Annotated in this window: 20 protein-coding genes; 13 read left to right on the forward strand and 7 right to left on the reverse strand. The window is 49.3% G+C overall.

The genetic code is table 11. The features are described 5' to 3' along the window. The first annotated feature begins 329 nt into the window (after window positions 1-329). The 5 genes from BZG14_RS06330 to BZG14_RS06345 all read left to right on the forward strand — a co-directional run bounded on the left by BZG14_RS06330 (window position 330) and on the right by BZG14_RS06345 (window position 5615). Window positions 330-1817: a sodium-dependent transporter gene (locus tag BZG14_RS06330; protein WP_077608267.1), complete on the forward strand. Its 1488-nt coding sequence runs from the start codon at window positions 330-332 to the stop codon at window positions 1815-1817. Beyond that, window positions 1814-1915, forward strand: a complete 102-nt coding sequence (locus BZG14_RS15395) for a MetS family NSS transporter small subunit (RefSeq protein ID WP_100297978.1) — start codon at window positions 1814-1816, stop codon at window positions 1913-1915. The genes BZG14_RS06330 and BZG14_RS15395 overlap by 4 nt, the downstream gene beginning before the upstream one ends. A 277-nt stretch (window positions 1916-2192) precedes the next feature. Continuing rightward, window positions 2193-2912, forward strand: coding sequence for a response regulator (locus BZG14_RS06335; protein ID WP_069361274.1), 720 nt, complete (start codon window positions 2193-2195; stop codon window positions 2910-2912). After that, window positions 2902-4350 (forward strand): ATP-binding protein, encoded by a 1449-nt coding sequence (locus tag BZG14_RS06340; RefSeq protein WP_077608268.1) that lies wholly within the window; start codon window positions 2902-2904, stop codon window positions 4348-4350. The genes BZG14_RS06335 and BZG14_RS06340 overlap by 11 nt, the downstream gene beginning before the upstream one ends. Further along, complete coding sequence (locus BZG14_RS06345) at window positions 4350-5615, forward strand: ABC transporter substrate-binding protein (RefSeq protein ID WP_241824627.1); 1266 nt, start codon at window positions 4350-4352, stop codon at window positions 5613-5615. Before BZG14_RS06340 ends, BZG14_RS06345 begins: the two co-directional genes overlap by 1 nt. A gap of 81 nt (window positions 5616-5696) precedes the next feature. On the opposite strand, the gene BZG14_RS06350 is transcribed toward BZG14_RS06345, so the two are convergent. Continuing rightward, on the reverse strand, window positions 5697-6461 hold the full coding sequence (locus tag BZG14_RS06350; RefSeq protein WP_069361276.1) for a DeoR/GlpR family DNA-binding transcription regulator: 765 nt from the start codon (window positions 6459-6461) through the stop codon (window positions 5697-5699). A gap of 61 nt (window positions 6462-6522) precedes the next feature. Next, window positions 6523-7257: a glycerophosphodiester phosphodiesterase family protein gene (locus BZG14_RS06355; protein ID WP_077608269.1), complete on the reverse strand. Its 735-nt coding sequence runs from the start codon at window positions 7255-7257 to the stop codon at window positions 6523-6525. Window positions 7258-7537: 280 nt separating this feature from the next. Here BZG14_RS06355 and ugpB point away from each other — a divergent pair, with 280 nt between their 5' ends. The 7 genes from ugpB (at window position 7538) to panP (ending at window position 15181) form a co-directional block, all read left to right on the forward strand. Beyond that, complete coding sequence (gene ugpB, locus BZG14_RS06360) at window positions 7538-8842, forward strand: sn-glycerol-3-phosphate ABC transporter substrate-binding protein UgpB (RefSeq protein WP_077608270.1); 1305 nt, start codon at window positions 7538-7540, stop codon at window positions 8840-8842. 78 nt (window positions 8843-8920) lie between these two features. Continuing rightward, window positions 8921-9802: a sn-glycerol-3-phosphate ABC transporter permease UgpA gene (gene ugpA / locus BZG14_RS06365; protein WP_069361279.1), complete on the forward strand. Its 882-nt coding sequence runs from the start codon at window positions 8921-8923 to the stop codon at window positions 9800-9802. Further along, window positions 9802-10650, forward strand: coding sequence for a sn-glycerol-3-phosphate ABC transporter permease UgpE (gene ugpE, locus BZG14_RS06370; RefSeq protein ID WP_077486206.1), 849 nt, complete (start codon window positions 9802-9804; stop codon window positions 10648-10650). Before ugpA ends, ugpE begins: the two co-directional genes overlap by 1 nt. Then, the gene (locus BZG14_RS06375; RefSeq protein WP_077486205.1) at window positions 10651-11754 is read left to right on the forward strand and encodes a sn-glycerol-3-phosphate import ATP-binding protein UgpC; all 1104 of its coding nucleotides are present in this window, start codon (window positions 10651-10653) and stop codon (window positions 11752-11754) included. Window positions 11755-11775: 21 nt separating this feature from the next. Further along, window positions 11776-12600, forward strand: coding sequence for an HAD family hydrolase (locus BZG14_RS06380; protein WP_077608271.1), 825 nt, complete (start codon window positions 11776-11778; stop codon window positions 12598-12600). Between the two features lie 190 nt (window positions 12601-12790). Beyond that, the gene (locus BZG14_RS06385) at window positions 12791-13312 is read left to right on the forward strand and encodes a hypothetical protein (RefSeq protein WP_077608272.1); all 522 of its coding nucleotides are present in this window, start codon (window positions 12791-12793) and stop codon (window positions 13310-13312) included. 222 nt (window positions 13313-13534) lie between these two features. After that, the gene (gene panP / locus BZG14_RS06390; RefSeq protein WP_077486203.1) at window positions 13535-15181 is read left to right on the forward strand and encodes a pyridoxal-dependent aspartate 1-decarboxylase PanP; all 1647 of its coding nucleotides are present in this window, start codon (window positions 13535-13537) and stop codon (window positions 15179-15181) included. A gap of 91 nt (window positions 15182-15272) precedes the next feature. Here panP and BZG14_RS06395 read toward each other — a convergent pair whose 3' ends face one another. The 5 genes from BZG14_RS06395 to BZG14_RS06415 all read right to left on the reverse strand — a co-directional run bounded on the left by BZG14_RS06395 (window position 15273) and on the right by BZG14_RS06415 (window position 19699). Beyond that, on the reverse strand, window positions 15273-15716 hold the full coding sequence (locus BZG14_RS06395; protein WP_131825167.1) for a hypothetical protein: 444 nt from the start codon (window positions 15714-15716) through the stop codon (window positions 15273-15275). Window positions 15717-15858: 142 nt separating this feature from the next. Then, a complete protein-coding gene (locus tag BZG14_RS06400) occupies window positions 15859-16329 on the reverse strand; it encodes a DUF2947 domain-containing protein (RefSeq protein ID WP_077608274.1) in 471 nt (156 codons plus the stop codon). Window positions 16330-16464: 135 nt separating this feature from the next. Then, complete coding sequence (gene hutZ / locus BZG14_RS06405) at window positions 16465-17034, reverse strand: heme utilization protein HutZ (RefSeq protein WP_077608275.1); 570 nt, start codon at window positions 17032-17034, stop codon at window positions 16465-16467. A 2-nt stretch (window positions 17035-17036) separates the two neighbouring features. After that, complete coding sequence (hutX, locus tag BZG14_RS06410; protein ID WP_077608276.1) at window positions 17037-17573, reverse strand: heme utilization cystosolic carrier protein HutX; 537 nt, start codon at window positions 17571-17573, stop codon at window positions 17037-17039. Between the two features lie 80 nt (window positions 17574-17653). Beyond that, window positions 17654-19699: a TonB-dependent hemoglobin/transferrin/lactoferrin family receptor gene (locus tag BZG14_RS06415; RefSeq protein ID WP_077608277.1), complete on the reverse strand. Its 2046-nt coding sequence runs from the start codon at window positions 19697-19699 to the stop codon at window positions 17654-17656. Window positions 19700-19925: 226 nt separating this feature from the next. On the opposite strand from BZG14_RS06415, the gene BZG14_RS06420 reads away from it, so the two are divergent. Beyond that, window positions 19926-20759, forward strand: coding sequence for a heme/hemin ABC transporter substrate-binding protein (locus tag BZG14_RS06420; RefSeq protein ID WP_274532387.1), 834 nt, complete (start codon window positions 19926-19928; stop codon window positions 20757-20759). The last annotated feature ends 1 nt before the right edge of the window (window position 20760 follow it).

Raw genomic sequence — 20760 nt, forward strand, 5'->3', positions numbered from 1 at the left:
CCAGTTATTGACAATTTAGACAGCTCATTTAACTACTTTATCGAAAAAAGACATGATTTATCTCTACCTATATGCACAAATAGCAGGTTAACCCCCATTTTCTTGCTAACTTGTTGGTTTTAAGGCTATTGATTTAGCCTCACGCTGTGCTTAATGTGCAATGACTGCCCGCTTTAGATAAAAAATTCAACATTCGGGCAACAGGAAGTTAAAAATCAATATTGCGGGAATGTGCTATTTCTTTCATATCGACCCAAAAAACGCAGCCTCACAACACTGCATATTTGGATGGACGTAAAGAAAGGCGATTCGCAAAGGAGTAAGTAGATATGAAAAGAGAACAATGGGGCWCACGCGCTGGGTTTATCTTGGCTGCCGTGGGGTCAGCAGTCGGCCTAGGGAATATTTGGCGGTTCCCTTACATGGCCTATGAGAACGGTGGCGGGGCCTTTTTTATTCCATACCTTTTCGCCATGCTCACCGCGGGTATTCCATTTATGATTATGGAATTTGGGCTAGGGAAAAAACTGCGCGGCTCATCGCCCGTGGTCTTTTCCAAGCTCAATACCAAATTTGAATGGCTGGGATGGTTTCAAGTTTTAATCGCGGCCACCATTGGGATTTACTACGTGGCCGTGATTGGCTGGGCCATTTCCTACTTTGGCTTTTCGTTTGGCCAAGATTGGGGCACGGATACCAACGCGTTCTTCTTCTCCGATTACCTAAAACTCGGGGAAAACTCTCCCACCAGCTTGGGTGATTGGCAGTGGCACATCGCGATTCCAATGATCATCGCTTGGGCTATCACCTATGCAGCGGTTTTCCGTGGCGTGAAAGGCGGCATAGAGAAAGCCAGCAAAATCATGATGCCTTTGCTATTTATCATGGTGTTGTTGCTCATTGGCCGCGTGGTAATGCTGCCTGGTGCGCTAGATGGTTTAAACTATCTGTTCTCGCCTGACTTTAGCAAATTGGCCGATGCCAGTGTGTGGTCCGCCGCCTACGGGCAGATCTTCTTCACACTGTCAGTGGGCTTTGCCATCATGCTTGCCTACTCTAGCTATTTGCCAGAAAAGTCTGACGTCAACAATAACGCCTTGATGACGGTGTTGATCAACTGTGGTTTCTCGATTGTCGCCGGCGTGCTGATCTTCTCCATTCTTGGTTATATGGCCGCGGAGCAGAGCAAAGGGATCACCGACGTGGTCAGTGGTGGGGTTGGTCTAGCGTTCGTCACCTTACCCGCGGCGATTAATCTGCTCCCTATCCCTTATATTCTTGGCCCGCTGTTCTTCCTGGCGTTGGTTGTTGCTGGCTTGAGTTCGCACATTTCCATCATCGAAGCCGTCACATCATCCATCATGGACAAACTCAATGTGACTCGCCAAAAAGCGGCGACAGCCGTCTGTGGTGTGGGTTTTGTCGTCTCAATGGCGTTCGCCACTAACGGCGGTTTGTTGCTGCTAGATTTGGTCGATTACTTTGTTAACAACGTTGCACTGCTCACAAGCTGCTTGCTTGAGCTACTCTTGGTCGGCTGGCTGGTTAAACTATCAGACATCCGTCAATATGCTAACCGTATCTCTGAGTTCAGCGTGGGACAGTGGATGGAAATTTGTATCCGCTTTATCAGCCCCATTATGCTGGCGGTGATCTTGGTGAAAAACCTGATTGACACCTTCAACGAAGGCTACGGTGGTTACGCACAATTCGAATTACTGACCCTAGGTTGGGGCTTGGTCGCTGCCATGCTTGTGGTAGGGATTATCGTTAATAGCACCACACCCCCTGCTCGCGATATGGAGACAGACGCATGACAACAGGCGCAATTATCATGATGCTTATCGGCTTTGCCGTCACTTGGGGTGGCGCGGCTTTATGTATTCGTAAAGCCATGCACAGCAATAGCGAATAGCGAATAGCGCGTCACGGTTCATAACACACTGTGATGTCAACCAAAGCCCTCTTCAATGGAGGGCTTTGTCTTTTTCACGCTCTCGCGTCGTCATGCGATGCACTATCTGCCTTTTTTATACCTTTACCCCTCCTGGGTGTCTGCTCTGACATCATCACCAATACGGCTATCAACAAGTCGCTGATTATTTACACAAAGTGCGGCTTTGTTTGTAGCATCTCAACGATAAAGCACCGATAATGGGGACACTGACTATAACAACGAGGACAATGGCGATATGGCTTCAGCCAAACGCATCTTAGTGGTCGACGACGATGTCGAAATTCGTGAGCTTCTCCAAGCTTACCTCACCAAAGCGGGTTACGAAGTCATGACCGCGCAAAACGGTCATGAGATGCAAACTAAACTGGCTGTCCAATACCCGGATTTAATTTTACTCGACGTGATGCTTCCAGGGGATGATGGCTTTACCCTGTGCAAAAGTATTCGTAAAGATTCGAGTGTGCCTATCATCATGCTCACCGCCGTGTCAGACGAAACCGATCAAATTGTAGGGTTAGAGTTAGGCGCCGATGACTATATCGCCAAGCCCTTTAGTCCGCGCCAATTGATCGCCCGTATTCGTGCATTACTACGTCGCACCCAGCAATTACAGGAAACGACTTTGTCCCGACCCAAAGCGATTCGGTTCGGCCAGTGGCGTCTTGAGCCTGCCACCCAGCAATTGCATCACGTTGTCACTGGTATGGAAATAGAGTTGTCGGCGTCTGATTATGCCCTGCTGATGTTGTTTATCGACCACCCACACCAATTGCTCGATCGTAATGCGATTAGCCAAGCGACACGAGGCCGCGATGCTCAGGCGCAAGAGCGTGGCATCGATGTACAAGTTAGCCGCTTACGCCAGCGCTTACGTGATACTGGCAAAGCGAACTTGATTAAAACCGTGCGTGGTGCGGGTTATATGTTTGTGGCTGAGATCCAATATGAATCATGACTGGCTAGAAAAGCTGATCCCCCGCTCTTTGCTTTCCAGAACCCTGCTATTGACGCTGCTATCCGTGGTCTTAGCGCAAGGGATCGCGACGTCAATATGGTATACCCAGTCAAAGCGAACCCAGCTAGAGGGGTTAGAATCCGCATCGGCGAGCTTGGCTAACATGTTTGCCTCAACCACCACCTTTTTTCAATCCTTGCCCGTTGCTTACCGGCATGTTGCACTTAACCAGTTAAGGAATATGGGCGGGACACGATTTTTTGTCTCCTTCAACAAAGAAAAAATCGAAATCACGCCCATTGAAGAGACACAGGCGAAAAAGGTAGCGACCCGCACCGTATCGGGCATTCTCCATGAGCAGCTCCCGTCATTGAATACGATTGATGTTGATTTTTCGCGCCCTGAAACCTTACGCGTGCTCAATAACGACATTTTATTGCAAGACTTGCCCAAGTCCTGGGCACATCACACGTTAAGTTTAGAGCCATTAAACCCACCCATTTTGGTGGTACAAATGGAGCTGAAACAAGATGAGTGGATCTATATCGCCGCGTTGTTGCCTGCGCCCTATGTGACGCTCGACGACACCCTGATTACCGCCGATCAAGTGGTCTTTATTGTGGTGATCACTGCGCTATTACTGTTTTTTACTTATATCTTGATTCGCCAGCAAGCTCGACCATTGAAACGACTCGCTAAAGCAGCAAACTTATTTAGCACCGATATCGAGCAGCCACCGCTTAAGGAAGAAGGCGCGGCTGAAATCGCGATTGTGACACGAGCGTTTAACCGTATGCAGCGTCGCTTACAACGCCACCTGCGTGAGCGTGAGACCTTATTTCGCTCCATGTCGCATGATTTAAAAACGCCCATCACCCGCTTACGTTTACGGGCAGAATTAATCGATGACGACGTACAAGCAGCGAAGCTCAATAAAGATTTAGATGATCTTGAAATCATGGTTAAAGGCGCGGTACAAACCGTCAGAGACACCGATATCCATGAGAATATGGCGGCTATTGATGTCATTGATTTCTTGGCGATGATTGTCGAACCACACAATCAAAACCGTATTCGAGTCAGTATTGAAAGTGACGTGGTGCCTCCGTTTACTTGCAAGCCACTCGCCTTTAAACGCTGCTTATCCAATTTAATTGATAATGGTGTGAAATACGGCGATAAAGTGACGATTTACGTCATGGACGCCAAACACACGTTAGATATTACCCTGATTGACGAAGGGCCAGGTATTCCTGAGCAAGCGCTCGACTCAGTGTTTGACCCTTATGTACGCTTACACGATGATAACGACGGTTCCGGGCTTGGTTTGGGGATTGCACGCGATATCATCCACGCGCATGGCGGGGATATGGTGCTTAGTAACCGCAGTGAAGGTGGCCTGCAAGTTGATATCAGTTTTCCGCGGGTAGAAGAATAATGGCACGCTTAAATAGATACCTCTCTCACTGGATCATCAGTGGCATGTTTGCCACCTACAGCCTTGCAGTGTCCGCCAGTGATGTTGAAGTTTTACACTGGTGGACATCTGCCGGTGAAGCCAAAGCCGCCTCTGTCTTGCGAGAAGGTATTGAGCAACGAGGCCATCAATGGCAAGACTTCGCGGTCGGTGGTCGCGCAGGGATAAGCGCGATGAACACCCTGAGGATCCGTGCCATCAGTGGTAACCCGCCCCTTGCGGCACAAATCAAAGGGCCAGAGATCACCGAGTGGGCCCGTTTAGGCTTTTTACGCAACCTCAATGAGATTGCGGAAGCGGAACACTGGGAAGATAAAATCCCTGCCCCACTACGTGATGTCATGCAGTACCAAGGTAACTATGTAGCGGCGCCCATTAATATCCACCGAGTAAATTGGCTATGGATTAACTTACGTGCGTTTGAGGCCGCGGATGCTGATGTCCCGACCGACTTTGATAGCTTTTTTACTGCGGCAGATAAACTTAAACAGGCAGGCTATATTCCCCTTGCCCTAGGCGGCGAGCCATGGCAGGTCGCGACACTTTTCGACAGTTTGGCGCTATCAGTGTTGGGACCACAAGATTATCAACGAGCCTTTTTAGACTTTGACCGCAAAGCGCTGCTGAGTGACGATGTGGTTAAAGCCTTTACCCTGTTGGCGAAGATGCGCCAATACGTGGATGACTCAGGCCAAGGGCGCAACTGGAGCGACACCACACGCCTACTCATTGATAACCAGGCGGGTATGCAAGTGATGGGTGATTGGGCTAAAGGCGAGTTTTTTGCCGCCAACCAACAAGAAGGCAACGCCTTTACCTGTGTCGCCTTCCCGGGAACAAAAAAAGCCTTTAGTTACAACGTCGACAGCTTTGTGTTTTTCAAACCCAATAACCAAAGTGAGCGACAAAGCCAAACAGACATGGCCTCGTACCTACTCACACCACAGTTCCAGCGTGACTTTAACCGTTACAAAGGCTCGTTGCCTATTCGGTTTGATGTGCCCCTCCCCCAGGGGGACCGATGTGCACAGCAATCGCGTGATGCGTTTATTTATGCGCAGGAGAATGGCACCTTAAGCCCCAGCATGTCACACGGTCTTTCTACCACACGTTATGTACAAAGCGCGGTGTTCGATGTGATTAATGAGTTCTTCTATAACCCTGAGCAAACGCCGCGTGAAGCCACCGAGGCACTGTATCGCGCGATTTTATCCGCGCAAGCGTGATCCCGCTATGGTTTGTCGCCACACAGGTATAGCCAGCCCTTCTCAACCGGTAATTGGCGCTTGCGTAGGGCTGGGATCGCGCTAGTCACAAGGAATAAAAGCGATATCTGGCGGCAGCGTCGAATAGTTGCTCAGTACATCGTTAGTGAACACATAGTCGAACTGACTTAAGGTTGTCACTTTCACCGGTGCGCTGCGCTGCCACTTTGATCCATCTGCCACCAACCAACGCGCACTCGCCGCGCTAAGCATGGTGTCACTGACATCTGCTTCATCGGGTGAAAACTCACACACCCATCCCTCTTCATTGACCGCCGCACAGCCGATAATGGCGATATCCGGTTGGAAACGAGATAGGAACTGAAGCACTGAGTGGCCAACCATGTCTTGGTCATTGGCGCGCAACTTCCCCCCTGCCAGCCAAATATCAAGGTCAGGGTTCGCCCCCAAAATGTGCGCGATCTGGACGTTATTGGTGATTACGCGAAGGTTGCGTCTTGTTAATAGCTGCTCAGCGATCGCAGAAACCGTGGTACCGATCCCAAGCATCACTGTCGCCCCCTCAGGAATGTGCTCGGCCACGGCCCGTGCAATCGCCGTTTTCACACCACTGTGCCGTTGCAAACGGCGCTGGTAATCGCTATTGACATGCGCAGAGGGCATATTAATGCCACCATGGTGACGTCGAGCTAAGCCCAGCGCACAAAGCTGATTAATATCACGACGAACCGTCTGCGTCGTAACCGAAAACTGCGTGGCTAAATCATCCGTTTCTAGGTGCTCTGTTTTTGCTAATTGCGCTAATATTTCGCGCTGACGCCAATTCAACTCTGCCTCTTGTGGCACGTATGCTCCTTGCTGTCAGAAAATGCTCGACCGCTCATCGACCAAGTCGTTTAACCCTGTGTTAGCACGGGTGTGTTAAGTATTTGCCCGGATCGTCGGTGATCATCATATCTACGCCCCAAGCCCATAACGTGTCAACTTCAGCTGGCTCATTAGGGGTATAACACTTCAATACTAAACCTGATTCTTTCACGGATTTCGCTTTGTCTTGCGTGAGGTGGCGATAGTTGCAGTGAATACTAAACGTCGCTAAGTCCCGAAACTCATGCCAATTGTCAGGGATCGTTTCCCATAAAATCGCCCGCGCTAACTCAGGCATTTCATCACGAACAATCGCGAGTGCTTCAAGAGAAAAAGACGAGACTAATACCTTCTCGGTGCTGATAGGGCTTGCCGACAAGCAAGCAAATATCGCGCGGCATAAGGCAGGAATATCGCTACCCGGGTAGGTTTTTATCTCAAGGTTGATATGAAGTGCATCACGGTGCGCTTGGGCTAAAACGGCCGCGAGCGTGGGTACCCTTTCATACCCAAACACGGGTGAAAAATGTCCGCCTGCATCAAGCTGCTGCAAGTCTGCCAAGGCGGTATCTTTTAGCGCCCCTGTCCCATTCGTGCAACGTAACAAAGTGTGGTCATGAAACACCACGGGCACCCCGTCTTGGGTCAATTGCACATCGACCTCCACCCAGCTTAATCCCATCTCTCGCACCTTTGAAATAGACGCTAACGTATTCTCTGGTGCATGAGCGGCGACACCTCGATGTCCGCATAATTGTTGTGGTGCGATTTTCATTTGAACAGTCTCATTTCAATCGGTCATTCGGGTATTGTAGGACAGCGTTCACCGTATTGTCTCGCGTAACTATGACAGTGTTTTTACGAATAAGTGGTTGCGGTTACAGCATTTTCATCATCAAAACACGCTCTATTTAACATTTTTTTTCACACAACATGAGACGGCGGTCAAAAGTCATACAATTGTCATCTCCCTTTTCGTTTGGGTTCATATTATGTTCATTTTTGTTCATTAAGTTGCCGAATGAACATTACCCAATCCTCAAAAGGAGTGACGCATGAAAACCCAACGCTTAACCGCGCTTTCTTCGGCCCTGTTGCTGGCCTCTTTTTCTGCCAACGCGACAACCGAAATCGAATGGTGGCACGCAATGGGCGGAAATCTTGGCGAAAAAGTGAATGAAATTGCCGAGAAGTTCAATGCCAGTCAGGATGACTATTCCGTCAAACCCGTCTACAAGGGTAACTACACCGAAACCATGACAGGCGCCGTATCGGCATTCCGCGCCAACAAGCAACCTCATATCGTCCAGGTGTTTGAAGTCGGCACCGCGACCATGATGTCAGCAAAAGGAGCGGTGTACCCTGTCTATGAGCTGATGGAAAATGCCAACGTCCCGTTTGACCAATCTGACTACCTCTCTTCTGTCACGGGTTATTATTCGGATGAAGATGGCAATATGCTGTCGATGCCGTTTAATAGCTCAACGCCCGTGCTGTATTACAACAAAGACCTATTTGCTAAAGCTGGCGTTAATCCTCCCAAAACCTGGGAAGAGGTTGAGCAAGTATCTGAGAAACTGCTTGCCAATGGTGCTCAGTGCGGCTTCACGACTGGTTGGCAATCTTGGGTACAAATTGAAAACCTCGGCGCTCGCCACAATGCCCCCATTGCCACCAATGACAATGGCTTTAGCAGTGTCGATAACAAGATGCTGATTAACCAGCCTCCGTTTGTGGATCACATTGCCAAAATGGCGGATTGGCAACAGGCTGGCATTTTTGAATATGGCGGTCGCCGCTCTGACAGTGCTCCGCTGTTCTACAGTGGTGAATGTGCCATGTATATGAACTCGTCAGCGTCTTATGCCGGTGTGCGTGAAAGCGTGAAAGATTTCGAGTTTGGTGTGGCGAAACTCCCTTACTGGGACAAAGCCGTTGAGCAGCCAAGAAATACCATCATCGGTGGCGCAACGCTTTGGGTTCTACAAGGCCACGAGTCAGAAGAGTATAAAGGCGTCGCCCAGTTCTTCTCCTTCTTGTCTCAACCTGAAATCCAAGCCGACTGGCACCAGTTCACCGGTTACTTACCCATTACCCACGACGCCTATGAGCTAAGCAAGAAGCAAGGCTTTTATGCCAAAAACCCAGGCACGGACATCGCGATTAAGCAGATGACCGAGGTCGAACCAACGCCTGCTTCGAAAGGGATCCGCTTAGGTAACTTCGTGCAAATCCGTGACGTGATTAACGAAGAGCTTGAGACTGTATGGTCCGGCGATCAATCGGCTCAAGAAGCGCTGGATGAAGCCGTTGAGCGCGCCAATGGCTTGCTTTCAAAGTTTGCGAAAGCCAATCAGTAAACAGTTAATTCCTTCCATAAAAAACCTTGTTGTATGACGGAGCGGTATAAACTGCCGCTCCACTTTTTGAGAAAGCCTATGTCCAATAAACCCACATTTAATCATTGTGCGTTTCCCATTTTACTACTCGCGCCTCAATTGCTGATCACCTTTATCTTTTTTATCTGGCCAGCGGCGCAGGCAGTATGGCAATCCACCTTGTTGGAAGATCCATTCGGTCTCAGTACCGAGTTTGTCGGTGGCGAAAACTTCACTGAGTTGCTGGGAGACGCCAGCTATTATCGCTCTTTTTTGACCACCTTGTTCTTTAGTTTTTCTGTTGCAGGCATCGCACTGCTATCGGCGCTTGTGCTGGCGGTGATGGCCGATCGAGTCATTAAAGGGGCGGCAGGCTATAAAACGCTATTGGTATGGCCCTACGCCGTCGCTCCCGCTGTCGCAGGGGTGCTGTGGTTATTCATGTTCAATCCCACTGTCGGTGTATTGGCCCATGCGCTAAAAGCCATGGGTTTAGACTGGAATCCGTTTATCCATTCTGGCGATGCCATGACCATGGTGATCATTGCCGCCACATGGAAGCAGATTAGCTACAACTTCCTCTTCTTCCTCGCCGGGCTGCAATCCATCCCTCGCTCATTGGTGGAAGCGGCAGCCATCGACGGCGCAGGCCCGGTAAAACGCTTTTTTACCATCATTTTCCCATTGCTCTCTCCGACCTCTTTTTTCCTATTGGTCGTGAACTTGGTGTACGCCTTTTTCGAAACCTTTGGGGTGATTCATGCCATGACACAAGGTGGGCCTGGGCAATCCACCACGACGCTGGTGTATAAAGTGTATGCAGACGGTTTTGTCGGCCTCAATATGGGCTCATCCGCCGCGCAATCCGTGGTGTTGATGATCCTCGTGGGTGCATTAACCGTGATTCAGTTTAAATATGTTGAAAAGAAGGTGGCTTACTAATGGTTGAACGTCGCCCTTGGCTTACTGTGTTCTCGCATTTGGTGTTGATTTTAGGGGTGGCCTCGGTTGCCCTCCCTGTGTGGCTAGCGTTAACCGCTGCGACCCATGACAGCAGCGCCTTTGTCAGTGGTGTCACGCCGTTATGGTTTGGTGACAAAGGCTTATCTGTGTTCAAAGAGGTATTAACCGAAGGGACATCCCGAGAGTTAAATATTTCCGTAGCCGGCATGCTGTGGAATTCATTTTTAATGGCGATGGGTATATCGATCGGCAAACTGGCTATTTCTATTTTATCGGCCTATGCGGTGGTGTATTTTCGCTTTCCGGGTCGGATGTTGGCATTTTGGGTGATTTTTATGACTCTGATGCTGCCCGTGGAGGTGCGCATTATGCCTACGTTCCAGGTCATTGCCGACCTGAACATGCTCAACTCGATGTCGGGACTGACCATTCCACTCATCGCCAGTGCTACCGCGACCTTTTTGTTCCGTCAGTTTTTTATGACGGTCCCTGGCGAAATGCTTGAAGCCGCGCGGATTGATGGCGCGGGCCCGTTCAAGTTTTTCAAAGACATCCTGCTCCCTCTCTCGCGTACCAATATCGCCGCGCTGTTTGTGATCACTTTCATATACGGTTGGAACCAGTACCTTTGGCCGATATTGATCACCACGGATGATGAGTATTACACCATTGTGATGAGTATTCAGCGCATGCTGTCGGTCGGCGACGGTGAAGTGGAATGGAATCGCGTAATGGCAACAACCCTGATGGCCATGCTACCACCCGTACTCGTGGTGCTTGGCATGCAAAAACTCTTTGTGAAAGGCTTAGTGGAAACGGAGAAGTAAATGGCAACGGTAACCCTAGAACAAATGGCAAAGACCTACCCTAATGGGTTTAAAGCCATTCACGGCGTCGACTTATCAGTGAAAGATGGCGAAATGATTGTGTTGGTGGGGCCCAGCGGCTGTGGCAAATCAACCTTACTGCGCATGATTGCCGGCCTCGAGGCGATTTCCAGCGGCCAATTGGTCATTGACGATAAAAAAGTGAATGATCTTGAGCCCGGCGAACGCGATATTGCCATGGTGTTTCAAAACTATGCGCTCTATCCACACATGAGTGTATTCGACAATATGGCCTATGGCCTTAAAAACCGCGGCACACCCAAAGCGACCATTCAACAGCTTGTGACCGAGGTTGCGACGATGCTCGAGCTAGAACACCTGCTCGACAGACGGCCTAATCAATTGTCCGGTGGACAGCGACAACGGGTGGCAATGGGCCGTGCGATTGTGCGTCGTCCCAAGGTTTTTCTCTTTGATGAGCCGTTATCCAACCTTGATGCTAAACTACGTGTACAAATGCGTTTAGAAATCAAAAGTTTGCAAAGGAAGCTGAATACCACTGCCGTTTATGTTACCCACGACCAAGTTGAAGCGATGACCCTCGCGGACCGCTTAGTGGTATTGAATGGTGGTAACGTTGAGCAAATTGGTACACCGTTAGACGTTTACGATGCACCGGCTAGCTTGTTTGTCGCCACATTTATTGGCTCTCCAGCGATGAATATTGTCGAGGGTCAAATCGACAGTGATGTCCTATCGATAGGTAAACACGTTTTGGCTGAGTGTCAGGACGTTGATACACAATCCGTGTCCGTCGGATTGCGGCCCGAGCATTTAAAAGTGGTATCGGCCGATCAGGCCAGTTTTACGCTTGCAGTCACCTTGACCGAGTCTTTAGGGGCCGATTTGCTAGTCTATGGTCATATAACCGATACCGATAGCTTCATCACACTGCGTTTAGAGGGGCACAGTAAAGTGGTTGAAGGCGATAAACTTCCCTTGACGATTTCCCCTGACGACCTCCACGTATTTGACAATGAACAAGGGAAACGACTGGCTCTTAATCTGCGTCAGGTTAATCATCGCCATGTGGCGGCTATTTAATTAACGAGGATCGCGACACCTATGTCGAATCAGTGTTTGCCCATCTCGTCAATGCATGATCACGCCACACGCTGGCGTGACGTGCAATGGCTATTTACCGACGTGGATGACACCTTGACATGGCAAGGTGAGCTGCCCTGGCAAACCCTGAAGGCGATGGCTGATCTCCGTGAAGCCGGCATTTACGTTGTCCCTGTTACTGGCGCGTGCGCCGGCTGGGGCGATCACATGATTAACGCGTGGCCCGTTGATACGGTGATCAGCGAAAACGGTGGGGTGATCCTATGGCAAGAAAACGGTCAGCGCTTCACGAAAATCAATCAAGCCGCCCGCCAACAACAAGCCGCCCTCGTCGACTGGGTAAACCGCTTACTTCAGCGCTATCCAGATCGCGCACTTGCGGCGGATCAGCCTTATCGCCTTTGTGAAGTAGCGGTTGATATTGGCCAGCATACGTCACGTGCATCCACCGATGAGATCAATGCATTGCTCGCCGAGTTTCATGGACAAGGTATTAATGCAACAGCCAGCTCGATTCACATTAATGCTTGGTTCGGTACCCATAGTAAGCGACGCGCAGCGCAAGCATGGTTAGAGCGTTACAATGTCACCGGTAGGCAGGCTCAGCAACGCGCGGCGTTTATTGGCGATTCACCGAACGACAGTGACATGTTTGCCCACTTTCCTCTGAGCGTCGGCGTTGCGAATATTGCTCCTCACCTTCCAGCATTGACCACCGCGCCAACTTGGATCACGGATGCGCCGGGAGGGTTTGGTTTTGCCGAATTTACCCGCCACTGGCTGTCGGTATTGTCGAACCAGCAAGGCATGTCACGCGCTAACTGAGCGTGATATCACAGCTTTTCTGCTACAGGGCTTTTTATATCAATGTGTTATTTAACTTTGTCACTGGCTCGTTCTACAATATCTGCGTTTTATCATTCACAAAGATGCCCAAACCTCATTGTTTGCGCCCCGCACACGGTTAGTGCGTATAATCTTAAAGCGCAAACACGATAACGATTAGGATAATGTTATGAAACGCTATGCCCTTGCACTGGTCGCGGCACTATTGCCGATAATGTCAAACGCTGCCCCTATCAAAAATGCAGACTGTTATTCGGCCAAATATCATGATTATGTGGATGCATCGATCAATTGGTACCAAGCGCTGGTCGATATGACAGTTAAAAAAGATCCGACACTGGATGAGGTCGCCGCGTGGTTCTTGAAAGGCCGAAAAAATCACTTCAATCTCAATGCACAAGCTTTTGATTATTATCTAGAAAATGACAGTGCCAAGCTCAATTTGGAAGCGCCGGTGGAGTCTTGGCTAAAACTAAGCCAAGAAGACGTAAAAACGCTCGCGCAAAGCTCATTGCCACCCTCGACGCTGGCTGAAAAAGTGTTTAACTTTCGCCAAGGCGAAGCCATGGACGGAAACTATACCCTTCGCAGTGCACTGGCTGATCTGCTAAGCCATCCAAAAGAGATTGACAAGGCGCTCAATCAATATAATGGCCAAATGAACAGTATTAACCAACGTCAGTGTCAGTAAACACGCTCTCATTTAAGAGCCAGCAATCGCTGGCTCCTCTTATCAACTCTACTCTCTATCGCGTGCGCTGTTTCAGCTGTCATCCTTCAGTAAAAAAAGCCTGATGCTCTGGCTTTTTTTTGCTATGTTGAGGCCTAATTTCAGTCAGTGATCGTGACCCTAGTCTCAATGCGCTTGAGAGGGTCACTATTTGGACAGCCAAGCAGATATAAGAAGAACGTCATGGCAACACACAATAAAGCCGCGGACGCCACACCGGAAACCTTGCACCGGATTTTTACTGTCCCCGAAGCCCCAGATTCAACGCTCAGCCAAATTGAGCAAGCGATCTCTCAGAATCTAAACCGGTTTTTACAAAACCATATAACTGCCACCGAGCGATCGCTCGCTGATATTGAGCGCGATTTTAGCGACCCGGCCATCCCTGAAGATCCCAGTTTTGTCTCTGATCATACGCAGTTTCTGCTCGAGAAACTCGTTGCTCAATCAGTACATACCGCTTCACCGCGATTTATCGGCCACATGACCTCTGCACTGCCCTATTTTTTGATGCCACTGTCTAAAATCATGATTGGCCTCAACCAAAATACGGTCAAAATTGAAACCTCTAAAGCGTTTACACCGCTTGAGCGGCAAGTGCTTGGCATGTTGCATAACCTGATTTATCAGCAAGACGACGCCTTCTATCAGAGTTGGATGCACAGCGCCAACCATTCACTCGGTGCTTTTTGCTCAGGTGGCACAGTGGCGAATATCACCGCTTTATGGGTCGCGCGAAATAACGTCCTCAAGCCTGACGGAGAGTTTCCTGGCATCAACAAGGCTGGCTTGTTTGGCGCGATGCGCCACTACGGCTATCGCGACCTCGCTATTTTGGTGTCAGAGCGTGGTCATTATTCACTGGGTAAGGCGGCTGATGTGCTGGGTATTGGTCGCGACCAACTGATCTCGGTGCCTGCGGATAGCCAAAATCGCATATGTATTGATGCACTTGAAGACACCATTTCGCAACTGAATCGAGACAAAATTAAGCCGGTCGCCATCGTGGGTGTCGCGGGCACCACAGAAACCGGCAGTATCGACCCACTCAACGCATTGGCGGATATTGCGGAGCGTGAGGGCATTCACTTCCACGTTGACGCCGCGTGGGGCGGCGCGACGTTAATGTCGAATAACCAGCGACATAAACTGAGTGGGATTGAACGTGCTGATTCGGTGACCATTGACGCCCATAAACAGCTTTATGTCCCTATGGGCGCGGGGATGGTGCTGTTTAAAGATCCGTCCGTGGTCGCATCCATCGAGCACCACGCCGAGTATATTCTCCGTAAAGGAGCAAAAGATCTGGGCAGTCACACACTCGAGGGCTCTCGCAGTGGCATGGCAATGTTGGTGTTTGCTTGTATGAACATTATCTCTCGCCGCGGTTATGAGTTGTTGATTGATCAAAGTATCGATAAAGCAGCTGCGTTTGCCAAGATGATTAGCCAACACCCGGATTTTGAGCTTATCTCAGAGCCAGAGCTTTGTTTATTGACCTATCGGTTTGTTCCCGCTCGTGTGCAAGCGGCCCTTGCGGTGGCTAATGAAGAGCAAGTCGATTTGATTCATAACTTGCTCAATGATCTGACTAAATTTGTGCAAAAACGCCAGCGTGAATCAGGTCAAACCTTTGTCTCCCGCACGCGCCTCACCCCAGAACAATGGCAACGACGCACCACCACGGTTTTCCGTGTCGTGCTGGCCAATCCGCTCACTACCACGGATATTTTGCAAGAAGTGTTGGCAGAACAGGGGGAAATAGCCAAAGAAAGCGAGTTTGCCTACCCACGCCTGATGACCCTGGCAGAGAGTATTCTCAAAGCCTAAGTATCAGTGCGTTTCGAACAATAAAAAGGCAGCCAGGTTACGGTGGCTGCCTTTTTAATTTGATTAACCACGATTCAATGTCATATTCGCGCTATTTTAGCGGTCCTGTTTTGGGTGAGTCGGTCGATTGCAGGCAATGAGTTTGACTCAATACAGCCTCGCGTTGATGTTCAATATCAATTTGGGCTTGGCGCCATTGCATCTGCACCTGAGAGGCCGTCATCGTCCGTCCCGGCTCTGAAAACAAAAAGCGCTGCAAGGTATGATCTAACTCAGCGCTGTTCTCTTGTTCGCTGTAGACAATGCCCATTAGCTCAAACGCACGCATTTTCTCTCGCGCCGTACCAATCACGGTATAACGCTGCGCCGTATCAAGTGTTTTATTATAGCGGCAATGGATAAGATCTTGTTGCGCGCCGCGCAGTGCTTCGTTGAGGCCAATGGTGCTGTAATTGCGCCATAAGTCCGACATTTTTGGCAGTGAGCAACCGACCAACAACATCGATAAGTACACCGCTGCCATTATCCTAATCATCGCTTCTTCCTACGCTGTGCACCGAATACCACTCTTCTCTCTAAGGCTACTTACCAAGAGGTTTTGCGCCATAAAACCATGTCTACTGTCACAATGACGCCTTGCTATCACTTATAACGGCACCACCACTGACAACTTGAGGTCAGTCACGCTTGCCAATTATCACTTCCCCTGATTGCTCAAACATCGCCACTTCCTTGCGCCGACGTCCCAGTAAAATAGGCTTATCGTCGTAGAACAGGAAGTTTTTCCAATACTGTTTAAACACCCTCCAGTGAGTTTCGACGATATTGTGTTTGTCATAACAAAAATAAACCTTGATGTTGTCTTCCCATGGAAAGTGAGCGAGAAACTCATCAGGAAGGTCACCGTCATCATCCCAGGCTTGTTGCCAAACCAGCCGCTGGGTCCAAACACTTTGATGGGTTGGCCAATCTTGCTTGCCAAAATGATCCGGGGTTGGGCTGTCTTTACTGATAAATTCTTGCCACAACTGCGCCGCGCGCGTCTCTGTCATGGGTTTAATCTCGGCAAGATCGCTTTCCTCAATCGGTAATGATTGATGGGTAAAGATCCACTTGCGCTTATAGTCAGATAAAGGGATATAGTTCATGGTGTTGTTCGTTATCACATTGGTATAAGGTGCCACTTTACCATATTCAATGATCGGTTGTTATTGACCCGCGCGCAGACAAAAACGGCAATGCGTAAGGCATTGCCGTGAATGGTGAAATAGAGATCGCAACGATTAGCTGTTGACCGCTACCTCGTCGGTCGATCGGATGTCTTGATCACTGCCGACTTTGCGGTGTCCTTGGTCAAGGTGCACCATATCAACCAAATCATCGTTACCTACTTGGAACGCTTGACCAAATCCTTTGACGTATAAACCATTGTCCGGTACCAAACGGAACAAAAGAAAATCTTCTAACCCACTTAGACTCTCAATGATATCGCCAAAACGGGCTTTCAACGCATCAATACCGGCTTGCCAAGCATCGGTATTACGTTCCACCATTTCAGCTCGTGCGTCAAAGCTAAGACGTTGCCGGGCAAAAATCTGTTTCGCGCTCCCTTCATCTTCGATCATCATCAACGACAGGTTGGGGTTTTCTTGCAGATTGCGTGCGTGACGGGCAATTTCACTAATGAGGATATAAAAGCCATCTTCACGCTGAATAAAGGGCGCATAACTGACATTGGGTTTACCTTGTGCGTCTACGGTCGCCAATTGTAACGTCCGGCAGTTTTCACGAAATTCTTTAATTTCAGGGCCAAGGCGGTTTTGTAGGCGTTGTTGTTTCGTCGCTTGATCCATAATTATTGCTCCAGGCCTGTTGGTGTTGAGGTCGCTAACTGCGTTTTTAGCTGATTAAAGGCATCAATCTGATGGTCGAGAAGCTGACGTTTTTCGTCACGCCCGAGATAAATCTTAAAAATCGAATCGCCTTGTTCGGTAAAAAAGCCGATGTAGTGGGTTGTCTTGCCGCGAAAGGGCTTGCTGACAAAAGCAATACCCGCCATACGCTCTAGCTTTAGGTGGCCATGCATCTCACCGGGCTTACCCATTAAGTTGTAATAGCCGTAAGCGATTTTTCCTTTGGGAAACGGCGCTTTTACTTCAAAGATTGAGCCGCCGGAATGCACAATCGCCGTGACTGGGCCACCCCATTCGGCCACCTGCATGAGCACGGTTTCAGCATGTTGCCCATCGACCCAAGTTTGATAATCTGCGGGCATGGCGCGTACCACTTCTCCCTCACTCACACCTAGCGTTGCTGCCATATCGGCAGGCAGCATCGAGGCATTTTCGTTCAGTAGCGCGCTGACCTGTTCCGTTAACGTAGTGGTTGTCATTGATCACTCCCAGCCTATTTTTATTGTGATAGGTTCTATCAGTGTGGGCAGGCGTTCACCTGCCCTTTGTATGTGTTTGATTAAAATTGGTAACGAACGTTAAATTTAATATCACGCCCTGGAGAGGCCACTTGTGCCCAGGCTCGGGTATACTGTTCGTCGGTTAAGTTATCGATCGCGAGATCGAACTTCACCCCATCCCAGGCGCCATTCGKGCTATAACTTGCATAGAGATCCCACAGGGTATAGCCGTCGTAGCTGTTGGCATTATTCGTATCGTCTTGATCGGCATAATGAGAAACGCGACCACCAACACTCACCGGTAACGTCGCCAGCGCGTAGTCGGTTTCCGCAACAAACTTGTGGGCTGGGATGTTATCGAGGTAACTGCCCGTCTCTTTGTCTCTCCCTTCAGTTTGGCTGTAGTTTAGATTATTGGTAAAGCCACCGAGTTGGTGATGAAGGCTTAGCTCGACGCCTTCGAGTTTAGCTTCAGGCAAGTTATTCTTGACGGTAGTACCATCACCTTTCGTACCTGATGTGCCGTCTTTAGTTGATTGTTCGATAAAGTTATCGACATCGTTTCGAAATACGCGCACATCGACATAACCTTGATCTACATACGTATTTGGCACAAACGTATAGGTCATGCTTAGCTCTTTATTGGCGCTCTCTTCTGGCCTCAAGTCGGGATTCGGCACAAATTGATTCATTCCAAAATGTGTACCACTGGCATACATTTCTTCTAAGCTCGGTGCTCGGAACGCCTCACGATAACTAGCGGTGAGTGCCAGCTGCTCAGTGGCCTGCCAGGTTAATGCGGTGGAAGGCGACCACGCCGTATCATCATGGTCTCCAATCGTCGAGCTGGGTCGCTTATCTTTTGCGTCATAGGCGTCAAAGCGTACACCCGCTTGCCAGTGCCATGCTTGTCCCAGCGGTACATCAACTTGGCTAAACAAGCCGACACTTTGTGCTTCGGCGTCTTGGTTGTCTGGGCGAGAGGTGTTGCTGCTTTTATCACGTACGGTTTCAAAGCGATCTTGATAAGCATCCAACCCAGTGGTGAGCGTGAGGTTTTCAAGGTTTGAGTGGTTGGACAAAGATAAGCCCAGCGTTTGCATTTGGTTATTGTCAAATTCACCCTTCTCAACACGATGCTCATTGACCTCGGTATCATTCCAATACAGACGCGCATCCAAATCTACCCACGACTGACTTGGGTTGTAGTTATAGGCGACTGACAAGCTTTGATCATCTACTTGACGATACGTGCGAGGCGACCTGCTTGAGATCGCTAACTTCGAAGGGTTATATGGCACCATGGCATCACGCTTGCCTTGACGAGCAGTCAACGTCCATTGATGGTCTAAAGACGGCGTGAATGTCACTTTCGCAAACCCGCCTTTTTCTCTCTCGGCTGAATAAGACAAGGTTTCGCCATTGCCTAATTGGTTATCATCACTATCGTTGTAGTAACTTTGCACCAGCCAATCAACCGTCTCTGTTCGTCCAAATACCGCGCCGCTGGTGCGTGAGGCATTATCGTTACTATGAAAACCTTGTTTAAGGTAACCACCTAAGTCCTGATCACCGGAAAGAAAATCACTGGCTGATTTTGTCGTTTGAGCAAACACGCCCCCCAAGGCCCCGGAGCCCCACAAGGTACTGGAAGGGCCACGGACCACTTCGACAGAACGAAGTAACTCAGGATCCATAAATAAGCTCGAGCGATGACCCACAGAAAAGTTCTGACGTGCACCATCAATAAGCTGCACCACGCGACCGTTTTCGCTACTTAATCCACGAATAGTCACAGATTGCGCCACATCGCGCCCACCGCCGAGCACAGACACATTAGGTAAGTGCCGGATTAAGTCAGTGACATTACTTCCCTGGCGTTTTTCAATCTCGTCGAGTGAAACCGTATTGACTGCCACGGCGCCATTCGCTTTTTGCGCGTCCATACGGCTGGCATACACAGATACCGTCTCTGTTTGCGTACTACTTTGCTCGTCAGTCGCGGCCATTACTGATGAAGTGAAGCTTAATGTACCAAGTGCCAGCCCAATCGCGAGGTTTAAATGGCTGGGGCGCGGTATCAAAATATCCTTTTTCAATGTCATGTCAGTGCTCTCTAGTTTAACTACAAATGAGAATCATCATTATTTTTGCAAGATTGTATTGATCGAGAACACCAATGTAAACGATAATTGATCTTAATTAGGTATGTAACTAATAATTACAATTGTGCAGTAACACCTATAGTACTGTCAAAACAGGACGTTACTGCTAAGTCATTAAACRCTGATAAAGCAAAGATAAGGATTTAACATGGTCGCCGCAGCAAGAGTGATAGCTCTAATCAGTCTTTTCGCATCGCTTAGTATTCATGCTTCACCACGTATCATCAGCGCGGGGGCGAGTGTGACTGACTTGCTCATTGAGCTTGGCGCGCAATCACAGATTGTTGGTATTGATGCCACCAGCCAATTACAAGAGAAGGACATGCCGAGCGTGGGCTATCATCGCCAACTCGCGGCGGAAGGGGTGCTTTCGCTATCCCCCGATCTTTTAATTGGTTCAGAAGAAATGGGCCCAGCACCTGTGTTATCAACACTCCGTGATGCCGGCGTCAAGGTAGTGAGGTTATCGAGCACCCCGACGGTTGCTGCCCTCAAGCAACGCATTCATACCCTGGCGGAGTTAACGGCGACACAAGCGAATGCCGAACCATTGATCAACGCCATGGACGCTCAATTAGCCAAGCTAGAAACCAGAGCGTCTGCGTCAGCACTAAACACATCCACACTCAACGGTCTGTTTCTCTTGGTTCATCAGGGGCGGCCTGCCAGTGTCGCCGGCGCTGATACCACCCCAAATACCTTGATTGACTTACTCGGTGCCACAAACCCTGCGGCTGAATCCGTCACCAGCTATAAGCCGCTTTCACCCGAAGCGCTACTGGGCTTTAACCCGGACTTTATTTTGGTTATGCAACGCTCACTCGATCAGCTTGGTGGTATGCAAGGCCTAGCAGACGCCGTCCCGTTGCTATCAAACACGCGAGCGTATAAAAACAATCGCATCATCGCTGTGGATGGTCGCGTGTTAGTGGGGGGATTGAGTCTTAATACGCTTAAGGAAGCCCTTCGTATTCAAACGGCGTTAACCGGAAACCAATAGT

Origin of the sequence: Salinivibrio sp. IB282, from assembly GCF_001995685.1 — a bacterium.
GTDB classification, from domain to species: Bacteria; Pseudomonadota; Gammaproteobacteria; order Enterobacterales; family Vibrionaceae; genus Salinivibrio; species Salinivibrio kushneri.